The organism is Streptomyces sp. NPDC002490 (assembly GCF_040296045.1).
Classification (GTDB): Bacteria; Actinomycetota; Actinomycetes; order Streptomycetales; family Streptomycetaceae; genus Streptomyces.
In genome coordinates, this window is record NZ_JBEOWM010000044.1 from 1 (window position 1) to 12,927 (window position 12,927).

General features: G+C 73.1%; 8 protein-coding genes. All 8 read right to left on the bottom strand.

All coding sequences use genetic code 11. The annotated features are described in order from the left end of the window. Positions 1-4,410: non-ribosomal peptide synthetase (locus tag ABT092_RS24265; protein ID WP_351247280.1), on the bottom strand; the 4,410-nt coding region annotated here is incomplete at its 3' end. A 134-nt stretch (positions 4,411-4,544) separates the two neighbouring features. Further along, entirely contained in the window at positions 4,545-4,769 is a 225-nt protein-coding gene (locus ABT092_RS24270; RefSeq protein WP_351247282.1) for an acyl carrier protein, read from the bottom strand. After that, positions 4,766-6,646: an HAD-IIIC family phosphatase gene (locus ABT092_RS24275; RefSeq protein WP_351247284.1), complete on the bottom strand. Its 1,881-nt coding sequence runs from the start codon at positions 6,644-6,646 to the stop codon at positions 4,766-4,768. Before ABT092_RS24275 ends, ABT092_RS24270 begins: the two co-directional genes overlap by 4 nt. Then, complete coding sequence (locus ABT092_RS24280; RefSeq protein ID WP_351247286.1) at positions 6,643-8,754, bottom strand: ABC transporter ATP-binding protein; 2,112 nt, start codon at positions 8,752-8,754, stop codon at positions 6,643-6,645. The genes ABT092_RS24275 and ABT092_RS24280 overlap by 4 nt, the downstream gene beginning before the upstream one ends. 196 nt (positions 8,755-8,950) lie before the next feature. Next, the gene (locus tag ABT092_RS24285) at positions 8,951-9,175 is read right to left on the bottom strand and encodes an MbtH family protein (RefSeq protein ID WP_351247288.1); all 225 of its coding nucleotides are present in this window, start codon (positions 9,173-9,175) and stop codon (positions 8,951-8,953) included. 273 nt (positions 9,176-9,448) lie between these two features. Continuing rightward, positions 9,449-10,654: an ABC transporter permease gene (locus ABT092_RS24290; protein ID WP_351247290.1), complete on the bottom strand. Its 1,206-nt coding sequence runs from the start codon at positions 10,652-10,654 to the stop codon at positions 9,449-9,451. Further along, positions 10,651-11,457, bottom strand: a complete 807-nt coding sequence (locus ABT092_RS24295; RefSeq protein ID WP_351247292.1) for an ABC transporter ATP-binding protein — start codon at positions 11,455-11,457, stop codon at positions 10,651-10,653. The genes ABT092_RS24290 and ABT092_RS24295 overlap by 4 nt, the downstream gene beginning before the upstream one ends. After that, positions 11,454-12,620, bottom strand: a complete 1,167-nt coding sequence (locus tag ABT092_RS24300; RefSeq protein ID WP_351247294.1) for a peptidoglycan-binding protein — start codon at positions 12,618-12,620, stop codon at positions 11,454-11,456. The genes ABT092_RS24295 and ABT092_RS24300 overlap by 4 nt, the downstream gene beginning before the upstream one ends. Positions 12,621-12,927: the final 307 nt, after the last annotated feature.

A 12,927-nucleotide genomic window follows, 5' to 3' on the forward strand; every position in this document is an offset into this window, starting at 1 on the left:
CACCGCAAACTGAAGACCACCCACCACCCCCGCCGGCCCACCCCACACATCCCACCGCTCCGACAAACTCAACGACAAATCAAACCGAGCCGGCACGGCCTCGGTCGGCAACTCCCGTTCCTCCAGGGCCCGTACGCTCAGTCCGGGTAGGTCCCAGGTGGCCGGGGGCACGTTCTGGAGCACCAGCATGATCTGGAACAGCGGGTGTCGAGAGAGGGAGCGGGCCGGGTTGAGGTCCTCCACCACCTGCTCGAACGGCAGGTCCTGGTGGGCGTAGGCGGCCAGATCGGTCTCCCGGACCCGTTCCAACAGCTCCCGGAAGGTGGGATCGCCGCTCGCATCGGTCCGCAGCACCAGGGTGTTCACGAAGAAGCCCGTCAGGTCGTCCAGTTCGCGTTCGCCCCGCCCGGCCACCGCCGTGCCCAGCGGGACGTCGGTCCCCGCGCCCAGTCGGGCCAGCAGCATCAACCACGCCGCCTGCACCACCATGAACACCGTCGCCCCGACCTCGCGCCCCACCGCCGCCAGGCCGGCGTGCACCTCGGCCGTCAGCTCCAGCGGAACCGAACCGCCGCGGAACGAGGGGACCGCCGGACGCGGCCGGTCCACCGGGAGCGGGGTGACGTCCGGGATGCCCGCCAGCGCGGCCCTCCAGTGGGCGAGTTGGCGGCCGGCCGGGCTCTCCGGGTCGTCCGCCTCGCCGAGGGACTCCCGCTGCCAGCGCGCGTAGTCGACGTACTGCACGGGCAGTGGTTCCCAGTCGGGCGCCGCGCCGCCCCGGCGGGCCGCGTAGGCGGTACGCAGATCACGCGCGAGGACACCCATGGACCAGCCGTCCACCGCGATGTGGTGGGCGACGAGGACCAGGAGGTGTTCGGTGGGGGCGGTCTCCAGCAGCAGGGTGCGCCAGGGCAGGTCGTCGACCAGGTCGAAGCCGGCGAGCAGTTCGGCGGCGAGGGCCGCGGGCACGTCCGCGTCGGCGAGGGCGCGGAGTCGTAGCGGCGGGTGGCGGTCGGCTCCGGTGCGCAGGTGCTGTCGGGGGGTGCCGTCGACGGCGGGGAAGACGGTGCGCAGGGTCTGGTGCCGGTCGGCGAGGTCGCCGAGGGCGGCACGGAGGGCCGGTACGTCCAGGGTGCCGGAGAGCCGGAGGACCAGCGGAACGTTGTAGGCGGCGCCCGCGCCGGCTTCCTTGAGCTGGTTGAGGAGCCACATCCGGCGCTGGCCGAAGGAGAGGGGCGGACGTGCGGGGCGTTCCCGGGCGAGGAGTCGGGGGCGGGTGTCGCCGGGGCCGTGCGCCAGCAGGCGGGCCAGTTCGGTGACGCTCGGGTGGCGGAAGACGTCGCCGACGTCGAGCGCGGCGCCCAGGGTGGTGCGGACCAGGCCGACCAGGCGCATCGCGGTGACGGAGTCTCCGCCGAGGGCGAGGAAGGACGCGTCGGTGTCGGGATCCGCCAGGCCGAGGACTTCTGCGTACAGCCCATGGAGCACCTCCTCGGTGGGGGTGGCGGGGGCCCGTCCGGCGCGACGGGTGGTGTCGGGGGCGGGAAGGGCTGCGCGGTCGAGTTTGCCGTTCACCGTGACCGGGAAGGCGCCCAGGGCCACGAACGCGGACGGCACCATGTGGTCGGGCAACAGTCGAGCGGTGTGCGCGCGCAGGGCGGGGAGGTCGACGCGGTCGCCGCGGGGGACGACGTAGCCGACGAGGCGCCGGGTGCCGGGGCGGTCCTCGCGGACGGTGACGGTGGCCCGGGCGACCTGGTGGTGGGCGGTGAGGGCGGCTTCGACCTCGCCGGGTTCGATGCGGAAGCCGCGGATCTTGACCTGGTCGTCGGCGCGGCCGGCGTAGAGGAGTTCGCCGTCCGGCGTCCAGCGGGCCAGGTCCCCGGTGCGGTACATCCGGGCGCCGGCGGGTTCGAAGGGGCAGGCCGTGAAGCGTTCCGCGGTGAGGTGGGCACGACCGACGTAGCCCTGCGCCAACTGGACGCCGGACAGGTAGAGTTCGCCGGTCATGCCGGCGGGCACGGGGCGCAGGTGGGCGTCGAGGACGTAGGTCCGCGTGTTCCAGATCGGCGAACCGATGGGGACGGTGCGGGCGGGGCCGTCCCGGCGTGCGCAGTCCCAGGCGGTGACGTCGACGGTGGCTTCGGTGGGGCCGTAGAGGTTCTGGAGGCCGGTGCGGGTGCCGAAGCGGTGTTGGAACGCGGTGACGGCTTCGGCGGAGAGGGCTTCGCCGCTGCACACCACCCGGCGCAGCGACCGGCAGGTGCCGGGGGTGGCGGCGTGGAGGAACGCGTCGAGCATGGACGGGACGAAGTGGGCCAGGGTGATGCCGAAGCGGTCGACGGTGTCGACGAGTCGGGCGGGGTCGCGGTGGGCGTCGGGGCGGGCCATCACCAGGGCGGCCCCGGTCAGGGCGGGCAGGAAGAGTTCCCACACGGAGACGTCGAACCCGATGGGGGTCTTCTGGAGGATGCGGTCGTGGGGGGTGAGGGCGAAGCGGTCGCGCATCCACTCCAGCCGGTTGACGACGGAGGCGTGGCCGACGACGACGCCCTTGGGCTGTCCCGTCGAGCCGGAGGTGTAGATGACGTAGGCGGGGGCGTCGGGCGGGATCCTCGTCGGGGTCGGGTCGGCGGGGGTGTCGGTGAGGGCGGCGCGGGTGTCGGGGGCGTCCCAGAGGGTCCGGGGGGTGTGGTCGGTCGGGGCGGCGTCGCGCAGTGCGCGGTGGGTGGTGCGGGTGGTGACGAGGTGGGCCGGGCGGGCGTCGGCCAGGATGCGGGCGAGGCGTTCGGCGGGGTGGTGGGGGTCCAGGGGGACGTAGGCGGCGCCGGCTCGGAGCACGCCCCAGAGCAGCACCGGGAGTTCGGCGGAGCGGTCCATGGCGACGGCGACCCGGTCGCCGGGGCGGATGCCGTGGCGGGTGAGCCAGCGGGCGGCGCGGTGGGCGCGGGCGTCCAGTTCCCGGTAGGTCAGGGTGGTGTGCTCGTCGAGGACGGCGGGCCGGTCGGGGGTGCGGGCGGCCTGTTCGGCGAGGAGTTCGGGGAGGGTGGTGCGGCGGACGGGGTGTGCGGTGGCGTTGCGGTCGTGGAGCAGGACGGTGCGGGCGGCGGGGGTGAGGGGATCGGTGCGGTGGAGGGGGGTGCGGGGGTCGGTGCCGGCCGGGTCGAGGAGGGCGAGGAGGGCCTGTTGGTGGGCGGTGAGGTGGTCGCTGCCGGGGGTGGAGTCGTCGCCGTCGAGGTCGATCCGGATCGGACCTTCGGTACCGCCGCGCACGGTGATCACCAGGTCGTCGCCCGGGGGGACGGACAGGTCGTGCGGTCGGCCCGGGGCGCCGGCGAAGTCGAGTGGTTGCTCGAAGGTGACGATGTTGACGAGCGGTCCGAAGCCGTGTCTTCCGGCGGCGGGCCAGTCGAGGGCGCGGCGGAGTTCCTCGCCGCGGAAGCGCTGGTGGACCAGGAGGTGGCGGAGTTGCTCGCGGACCCGGTGGGCGAGCGTCACCAGGTCGTCGTGGGGGTCGACGCGCAGCCGCAGCGGCAGGACGTTGGCGAGGGTGGCGGGGGTGCGTCCGGCGAGGGGGGTCAGGCGGGCGGTGACGGTGACCCCGAAGACGAGGTCCCGGTCGCCGGTGGTGCGGGCGAAGTGGGCGCCGACCGCGGCGAGGGCGAGGTGCGGCCAACTGGTGCCGGTGGTGCGGGCGAGGTGGCGCAGTCGGTCGGCGCCGGCGGGGTCGAGGTGGGCGGTCTCGCGTCGGGCGCCGGGGGCGGCGGGGCCGCCGAGGGGCAGGGCGACGGGCTCGGGCCGGTCGGCGAGGAGTTCGGTCCAGTGGGTGCGGTCGCGGGCGTGGTCGGTGGACGCCCGGTAGCGGTCCTGTTCGTCCAGGAGGTCGGCGAGGGTGCCGAACCGGGCCGGTGGTGCGGGGGTGCCGGTGGTGCGGGCGGTGTAGAGCTCGGCGACGCGGCGGCCGAGGAGGGACCAGCCGTAGGCGTCCATGACCACGTGGTTGTAGCGCTGGTGCCAGAGGAACCGCGTGTCGGAGAGCTTCATCAGGGCGTGGGCGTGCAGGGGGGTGGCGGTGGGGTCGGCGGGCCGGGCGAGGTCCTGGTGCATCCGGGCGAGGGCCTCGGCCTCGGGGTGGGGGGAGGCAGACAGGTCGTGGAAGGCGAGGGGGGCCGGGGCGGGGGCGGGTATCTGGTGGGGGCCCTCGGCGTCCTCCACGATGCGCACGCCGAGCCCTTCGCACTCGGTGACCGCCTGCCGGAGGGCCGCCTCGAACCGGGGGACGTCGACGGGTCCGTCGATCCGCACGTACTCGCCCGAGTGGTAGACGGGGCTGGGTTCGCCGATGCGTTGGGCGAGCCAGATGTCGTACTGGGCGGCGGACAGGGGCAGCCGGCGGGCGTCCTGGGGCATGCGGGTCCCTCACTCGGTGTGCGGTGGCGTTCCACGGGTCGGGGGTGACGGCGCTGGGCGGGCAGGACCGGGCGCGCCCGCGCGCGGTGGGCCGCGGGCGGGCGGGGGGTCGGGGCGGAGCCGGTCCGACGGTGTCAGGTGGTGGTCAGCTGGTAGATGCGGCGCAGGTCGGGGGCCTCGAAGAGGTCGATGACGCTGATGCTGCGGCCGGTCCTGGCTTCGAGTGCGGTGACCAGGCGCAGCAGGTGCAGGGAGTCCCAGCCGGTGAGTTCGGTGAGGGCGCGGTCGGTGTCCTCGGGGGTGACCCGTAGGCCGAGTTCGTCGTGCAGGAGGGTGAGGAAGTCGTCGAGGTCGTTCATGGTCGCGGGTCCCCCGGGGGGTCGAGGTGGAGGTGCGGGGGGACGGGGACGATGTGGGTGAGCGGGTGGTGGAAGGTGCGGGTGGTGGGGTCTGTGGTGTCGGAAGGGGTGAATCCGTGACGGGGGTAGAGGTCGGCGACCCGGTGGTTGCGGTCGGTGGGGCGGTGCCGGGCCCGTACGGAGGTGGCGCCGGTGGTGCGGGCAAGGGTGAGGAGGTGGGAGAGGCAGGCCGTTTCGATGCCGCGGGAGAACACGCGGCAGCTGAGGAGGAAGTTGTCGAGGTGGAGGGTGTCGCCGTCGCGGTGGGCGAGGACGGCGCCGACGAGGCCGTGGTCGCCGAAGCGGTCACGGGCGTGGACGGTGAGGGTGAGGCTGTGCGGGTCCTCGCTGCGGGCCTGCACCTCGGCGGGTTGGAGGCGCTCCGCCGTGAGGTTGAACTGATTTGTGCGCAGGGTGAGTTGGGAGATCCGTGGGGCGTCGGCGGGGGCGGCTGGGGCGATCCGCACCCGGGTGCCGAGTTCCCGGAGGTAGTCGTCGGTGGAGGCGGCGGCGTCGAGGAAGCCGCTGCGGGCGGCTTCGGTGCGGTAGCGGGTGGCCCGGACCCGGTCGTCGGTGGTGACCTCGCGGGTGTCGAACCAGCCGTCGCGTAGCAGGGCGTGGCGGTGCAGGGCGGGGTCGGCGCCCAGGTCGACGACGGCGACCTCGGGGAGTTCCCGGCGGACGAGTTCGCGTTCGAAGGGGTTGTCGTCGACGAAGACCAGGGCGTCGGTGGCCAGGCCGAGGGTGTCGGCGAGGGTGCGCAGGTTGTCGGGTTTGGGGCGCCAGTTGGCGAGGACGTGGACGAAGTCGTCCTCGTGCAGGGCCATGCGGGGGTGTTCGCGCAGTACCCGGGTGACGGCGTCGGGTTCGTTCTTGCTGACGGCGGCGAGGAGGACGCCCTGGTCGGCGAGTTGGCGCAGCACCCGTTGGAAGGCGTGGAAGGCTTCGCCGCGGTAGCCGTCGCCGATCTCGATGCCCTCGGGGCCGTCGTCGCCGAGGATGCCGCCCCACAGGGTGTCGTCGAGGTCGAGGACGAGGCACTTCCTGAGGCGTCCGGTGAGTTGTCGGGCCAGGTGGCCGACCTCGACGGCGTAGGCGCCCAGGAGTTCCTCGGTGAGGTGGGCCTTGGCGTAGCTGCTGAGGCGGTCGTCGACGGCCCGGACGCCTTCGGCGAGGAGCGGGTCGAGGTCGATGACGACGGTGGAGGGGTGTTCCTCGGCGAGGGCGAGGATGCGCCCGTTGGCCTCCCGCCACCGGGCGCCGAGGCGGGCCCGGGACCGGTGGTCGACGAGTTGGGCGCTGTGGGCGCGGGGCAGGGGCAGGGTGTTGAGGACGAGGGTGCCGGGTGCGTCGGCGCACCGGGCGGCGAGGTCGGCGAGGAGCGCGGTCTTCTCGGCGGCGACCCGGGCCACGTCCTCGGGGCGCCAGGGGACGGGCACCTCGTCGAAGACGATCATCGGATCGAGTACGCAGAGGACGAGGTCGGGGCGGGCGCGGTGCAGGGCGCTGGCGGGGTCGAGCAGGTCGAGGGCGTAGTGGTCGAAGTCGGAGACCCGGAGGTCGGCGAGCACGCCGTGCCGGGCGAGTTGGGCGTGCAGGGCCCCGGGCAGGCCGGCCAGGGTGCCGTGTCCGGTGACGCCGAGGGTGACCTTCGGGGTGTCGGGGTGGGCGGCCAGGACCTCCGCGGGGTCGAGGCGGGCCAGCAGCCGGCCGGCCCAGGGCAGGTCGGTCGCGGCCAGGCGGGCCGTGAGGCGCCCCGCCCGGGGGAACTCGGCGGCCAGCCGGCCGCTGTCGGCCAGGGCGCGCAGCGCGGCCCGGGCCTCTTCGGGTTCCGTCACCGGCCGGGTCCGTTCGCGCCGGGCGGGGGCGGGGGCGGCGGGGCGCCGGCTCCGCCGCCGAGGATCTGGAGCGGGGGCGGGCCGCCGCCGGAGGGGAGGCCGGGCGGCGGGGGCGGGGGCGGGGTGCCGCCCACGGGGCCGCCGCCGGGGACGAAGAACTGGGGGCCGCCGGCGAACTGCGGGACCGACTCCGGTTCGGGTGCGGTGGCGGGGGGCCGGGCGGGGGGCGGCCCGGTGGCGAACTGGGTGCGGTACAACTCGGCGTAGAGCCCCCCGCGCAGGAGGAGTTCCTCGTGCCGGCCCCGTTCGCGAACCTCGCCGTCCTCGATGACGAGGATCTGGTCGGCTTCGCGGACGGTGGACAGCCGGTGGGCGATGACCACCGAGGTGCGGCCCTCCAGGGCGGTGCCGAGGGCGCGTTGGACGGCGGCCTCGGACTCGGAGTCGAGGTGGGCGGTGGCCTCGTCGAGGACGACGACGGAGGGCGCCTTGAGGAACAGTCGGGCCAGGGCGATGCGCTGCTTCTCCCCGCCGGAGAGGCGGTAGCCGCGTTCGCCGACGATGGTGTCCAGGCCGTCGGCGAGGGAGGCGACGAGGTCCCAGATCCGTGCGGACCGGCAGGCTTCGACGAGGTCGTCCTCGGTGGCTTCGGGCCGGGCGTAGAGGAGGTTGGCGCGCAGGGTGTCGTGGAAGAGGTGGGCGTCCTGGGTGACCATGCCGATGGTGTCGCGCAGGGAGTCCGCGGTGAGGTCGCGGACGTCGACGCCGTCGATGCGCACCGTTCCGGAGACGGGGTCGTAGAGGCGGGGGATCAGATGGGTGAGGGTGGTCTTGCCGGCGCCGGAGGGGCCGACGAGGGCGGTGAGCTTGCCGGCGGGGGCGGTGAAGCTGAGGTTCTTGAGGGTGAGCGGGTTCTCCTTGCGCGCCTGGCCGGGCAGGGCGATGGACTCCAGGGAGGCGAGGGAGACGTCCGCGGCGGCCGGGTAGCGGAAGCTGACGTCCTCGAAGGTGACCTCCGGGGCGCCGGTGTCCCGCGCGGGCAGGGCCCGGGCGTCCGGCTTCTCCTCGATGAGGGGTGTGAGGTCGAGGAGTTCGAAGAGCCGGTCGAAGCTGACGAGCGCCGTCATCACGTTGGCCTGGAGGCTGGAGAGTTGGTTGATCGGCCCGAACAGCCTGGTGAGCAGGGCGGCCAGGGCGACGAGCGTGCCGATCTCGAAGGTGCCGCGGATGGCGAGGACCCCGCCGACGCCGTAGACGAGGGCGGTGGCGAGGGTGGCCAGCAGGGTGACGGAGACCAGCAGGAGCTGGCTGTAGACGAAGGTGGTCACCCCGATGTCCCGGACCCGGGCGGCGCGCCGGCTGAACAGGGAGGTCTCGTGGGCGGGGCGGCCGTAGAGCTTGGTGAGCAGGGCGCCCGCGACGTTGAACCGCTCGTGCATCAGGGAGCCCATCTCGGCGTTCTGCTCCATGGACTCCCGCATCAGCCGTTGCATCCGCCGACCGATGATCTTGCCGGGGAGGACGAAGACGGGCAGCACGGCCAGGGCGATCAGGGTGATGGCCCAGGAGAGGTAGAACATGGTGCCGAGGACCAGCAGCAGGGCGAGGACCCCGGAGACCACCGTCGACATCAGGACGGTGAGGGCCTGTTGCGCGGCGACCACGTCGGTGTTGAGGCGGCTGACCAGGGCGCCGGTCTGGGCGCGGGTGAAGAACGCCAGCGGCTGCTTCTGGACGTGCTGGAACACCTCGGTCCGCAGGTCGTAGACGAGTCCCTCGCTGATCCGTGCCGACAGCAGGCTCTGGAGGTAGGCGGCGAGCGCCTCCAGCAGGGCCAGCACCAGGACCACCACGGCGACGGTGATGACGACGGCCCGGTCGCGGGGCAGGATGCCCTCGTCGATGAGGACCTTGAACAGCAGCGGACTGGCGATCGTGATGCCGGCTTCCAGGACCGTGATGAACATCAGCAGGGACACGGTCCGCCGGTACGGTCTCAGATAGGGAAGGATCCGCGGCACGGTGCCGGGTTTGATCTTCTGACGGGTCAGCCCGGAATCCGAGCCGAATCCCCGAACCATCATCTGCGGCCCCGCGCCTGCCATCATGCCTCGGAACCTCCTTGTCCGTCGATTGATCGGAAGGCCCGGCAGTTTTCGAGGCCGGCCGGAATGCACGCCGTACGCCTTTCCCCTGCCGCCGTCGGACGGCGGCGCCGGGGGCTCGGGCGGCGGGGCGCGGCTCCGGGCGCCGGGGCGCCCGGGGCGCGACCGCGGGAAGACGCGGCGTGGAGGGGGGACGGCCCTACTGGGCCTTCTCGTACTGCTTCATCTCCTCGATGAGGCTCTTCGGACGCATGTCCGTCCAGTGCTCCTCGATGTGGTCGAGGCAGGCCCGCCGGGTGTCCTCGCCGAAGGCGATCTCCCAGCCCGCGGGGACGTCCGCGAAGGTGGGCCAGAGCGAATACTGGCCCTCGTCGTTGATGAGCGCGTAAAAGGACCCGTCTTCGTTGTCGAATGGGTTCGCCATTTCGCCCCTCCCGGGAAGCGGAACCGAGCCGTGTTGTGCGTGCTGTTTCGCCTTCTGTCCGAGCGATGTTAGTTGTCACCAACTGGCCGGACAAGCAAGAGCCAAAGGCGTCCAACCGACCGATTCCCGCAGTTGGACACGGAATTGACAGTTGGACGCTCGAATTCTCGGCGAAAGGGAGGGGAAACGCGGGTCGGGCGCCGGTTCCGGGGCCGGCGTGACGGGACCCGGCACCGTGGGGGTGGCGGTCCACGGTGCCGGGCGGTCGGTGCGTCAGGTGGTGCGCAGGGCCTCGGTGGGCTGCATGCGGGCGGCCCGTAGGGCGGGGAGCAGACCGGCGACGGCGCCGATGGCGCCGGCGGCGCCGAGTCCGCCGCCCCAGGCGATCACCGGGACGACGGTGGTCCAGCCCTTGATCTGTGCGTAGACCATGGTGGCGACGACGCCCAGGGCCACCCCGACCGCGCCGCCGAGGGCGGCGAGGAGCACCGCCTCGGAGAGGAACTGCACCCGGATGTTGCCCTTGGTGGCGCCCAGGGCGCGCCGCAGACCGATCTCCGAGCGGCGTTCCAGCACGGAGATGACCATGGTGTTGGCGACGCCGATGCCTCCGACGAGCAGGGCCACCGCGCCGAGCCCGAGGAAGAGGCCGTTGAGCGCGGACTGGGTGGCGGCCCGGGCCTCCAGGGCGGCCGAGGGCTGGCTGACGGCGACCTGGTCGGCGTTCTCCGGGTTGGCCGTGGCGGCCAGCAGCCGCTGGACCTCGTTGACGTGGTCGGTCTGCGCCCGTACGTAGACCATGGACGGGTGGCCGTCGAAGTTGAGGTACTTCTTCGCCGCCCCGTAGCCCACCAGGACGGCGGAGTTGATCTCCGGGGTGAGCGTGGCGGGCTTGAGGATGCCCCCGACGTAGAACCACTGGCCGCCCACCCAGATCCGCACCCCCTGGTGGACGCGGTCGATACCGAGGCGACCGGCGGCGTCCGCGCCGAGGACGGCGACGGGCTGTTCGGCGGTCGCCGCGTTGAGGAACCTCCCCTCGGCGACGGTGGTCCGCACCGCGGTCGGCAGGTCGAGGCTGCTGGCCGCGACGCTGAGGCCGTTGGTGTTGATGCTGGGGATGTGCGGGCTCCGGTAGGCGTTGGCGTCGGTCTTGCCGGTGCTCTGCACCGTTTCGACCCGCTCGATCCGGTCGATCATCGCGGGGGCGTCGACGGGGAGCTTGGCGTCGCCGCCGCCGACGACCCGGCCGGGGGTGACGGTGAGCAGGTTGGTGCCCAGCTTGTCGATCTCGGCCAGGAGTCCCGCCTGCGAGGAGCGGGACAGGCCCATCACCGCGACCATCGCCGCCACGCCGATGGCGATGCCCAGCGCGGACAGCGCGGCCCGCATCCGCCGGGTGCGCAGGCCGACGCTGGCGGTCCTGGCCAGGTCGGCCAGGTGCATCCGGCCCGGCGGGGGCGGCGCCGTGGTGGTCATGTCGGGACCCTTTCGGAGGGGGCGGGGCCGTCCGGAGTGGGGGCGGCGCCGTCGGTGGTGGGCCCGGAGCCCTCCGGGACCGTGACGTCGTGGACGATGCGGCCGTCGAGCACCTCGATCCGGCGGGGCATCTGGAGCGCCAGTTCGCGGTCGTGGGTGATCACGACGATGGTGGTGCCCTCGGAGTTGAGCTGCTTGAGCAGCGTGAAGATCGAGGCGCTGGTGACGCTGTCGAGGTTGCCGGTGGGTTCGTCGGCGAGCACGATCGCCGGGTTCCCGGCCAACGCCCTTGCGATGGCGACGCGTTGGCGCTCGCCGCCGGAGAGTTCGGACGGCCGGTGGTTCGCCCGGCGGGCGAGCCCGACCCGGGCCAGTGCGGTGGCGGCGGCCTTGAGCCGGTCGCGGTGGCGCACGCCGGCGTAGAGGAGCCCGTCCGCGACGTTCTCCAGGGCGGTGGAGTTCTGGGCGAGGAAGAACTGCTGGAAGATGAAGCCGATACGGGTGGCGCGCAGTCCGGCCAGGGACCGGTCCGACATCCGCGCCACGTCGTCGCCGACGATCTTCACCTTGCCGGAGCTGGGCCGGTCGAGGCTGCCCATCACCTGGAGCAGGGTCGACTTCCCGGAGCCGGACGGGCCCACGATCGCCACGAGTTCGCCGCGGCGGATGGTGAAGCTCGCCCGGTCCAGGGCGACCACCGGGGAGATCCCGGGGTAGACCTTGCTGACGCCCTCCAGTTCGAGGACGGGCTCGCCCGGGGCGCGGCGGGGGGCGGTCGCGGTGTCCGCGGTCGTCTCGCTCATGAGCCCGGCACCACCACGTTCTGGCCGGCGCTGAGCCCCTTGCCGGTGACCTGGACCCGGCCGGCGCTGTCGTCGAAGAGTCCGGTCTCCACCTCCACCAGACGGCGCTCGCCCCGGGCGTCCACCACCTCCACCGCGTAGCCGCCGCCGGCCCGGGCGAGGAGCGCGTTCACCGGGACGGACAGCACGTCCTCGACCGAGCCGCTGACGATGGACACCTGGACGGGCGCCTGGTCCAGTTGGCCGGTCGCCTTCGGTTTCGACGGCTTGATCAGGACCTGGACCGTCATCGACTCGCCGGACTTGGTGGCGACCTTGCCGACCGAGGCGACCACGCCGGGCGTCGACTGCCCGTTCGGCAGGGAGATGGTCACCTCGTCGCCCGCCTTCACGTCCGCCTGTTGGCTGGCCCGCAGGTCGACGGTGACCTGCCGCTGGGTGGAGGAGCCCTCCAGGACCACGGCCCCGGGCCCGGCGGAGGTTCCGCTGACCGCGCCGACCTTGGTCACCCGGAACTCCTTCGCGGCCAGGAACACCGCCTGGCCCAGTTCCAGTTCTCCGGTGACCTTCAGTCCGACGTCGTCCTGGAGTTCCCTGACCGCGTAATAGGTCTGCCAGCCGTAGTAGTCGGAATCGGGGTCGATATCGCCCTCGTCCGCGTATCCGAGGGCGAGCAGCGCGGAATTCAGTTGTTGTACGTCGATGCCCTCCATGTTCCAGGAGAGTTTCCGGTAGGCAGGGACGTAGGCGCCCCGGAGGAACACCACGGGCTTTCCGTCGACCCGGTAGAGGACCTTCCCCTGACGGATCACCTGACCCACCCGGGGCAGTTGGGTGAGGGTTCCGTCGGACTTGTTGACGACCTTGTAGGAGCCGGCGTACCCGAGGGTTCCGTTGGTCTGGGTCCGGGCGGCCAGCGTGCCCTTGGTGACCCGGGCCAGCGCGGTGCGGGTGGTGTCCTCCGCGGCGTCCTCCTGCTGCGCCCGGCCGAACGGATCGGTGACGACGATGCCGGCGCCCGCCCCCACCAGGGCGACCACGACGGCCGTGACGATCCAGCGGCGGCGCCCGGCGCCCTTGCGGCGGGCGCGCCCGCCGGTGCCCTCGTCCGGCGGTGCCGCGTCCGCGGTGCCGTCGTCGGTGGGAAGCTGCGTGGTGCTCACGATGCGCCCCCGAACTGCCGGAGGCTTCCCCGGCGGGAGTGTGACGACGCGAGGTCGAAGGGACTGTCCTGCATGAGGTGAAGCCGCCGTCCTTGTCGGTGTCGGTCGAACGAGTGGTTCGGCAAGCGGTCGGGGCGGGTCCCGGCCGCCGGTTCCGGCATCGGAATTCCCGATGCCGGAACGCGACACCGGGGTTCCGGTCGGGTCGGGGGGAAGGCTTTCCCGCGCCTTCGGGGACCGGGGCGGATTCCTCCGGCCCGACGGCCCCGGTGCGCGGTTTCCCCTACCGCCCGTACCGCTCCGGATC

Bases quoted from the DNA above. Each gene is read 5' to 3' on its own strand.
- ABT092_RS24270 (WP_351247282.1), bottom strand. From the start codon at position 4,769: ATGAACGACCTCGACGACTTCCTCACCCTCCTGCACGACGAACTCGGC.
- ABT092_RS24280 (WP_351247286.1), bottom strand. From the start codon at position 8,754: ATGATGGCAGGCGCGGGGCCGCAGATGATGGTTCGGGGATTCGGCTCG.
- ABT092_RS24285 (WP_351247288.1), bottom strand. From the start codon at position 9,175: ATGGCGAACCCATTCGACAACGAAGACGGGTCCTTTTACGCGCTCATC.
- ABT092_RS24290 (WP_351247290.1), bottom strand. From the start codon at position 10,654: ATGACCACCACGGCGCCGCCCCCGCCGGGCCGGATGCACCTGGCCGAC.
- ABT092_RS24295 (WP_351247292.1), bottom strand. From the start codon at position 11,457: ATGAGCGAGACGACCGCGGACACCGCGACCGCCCCCCGCCGCGCCCCG.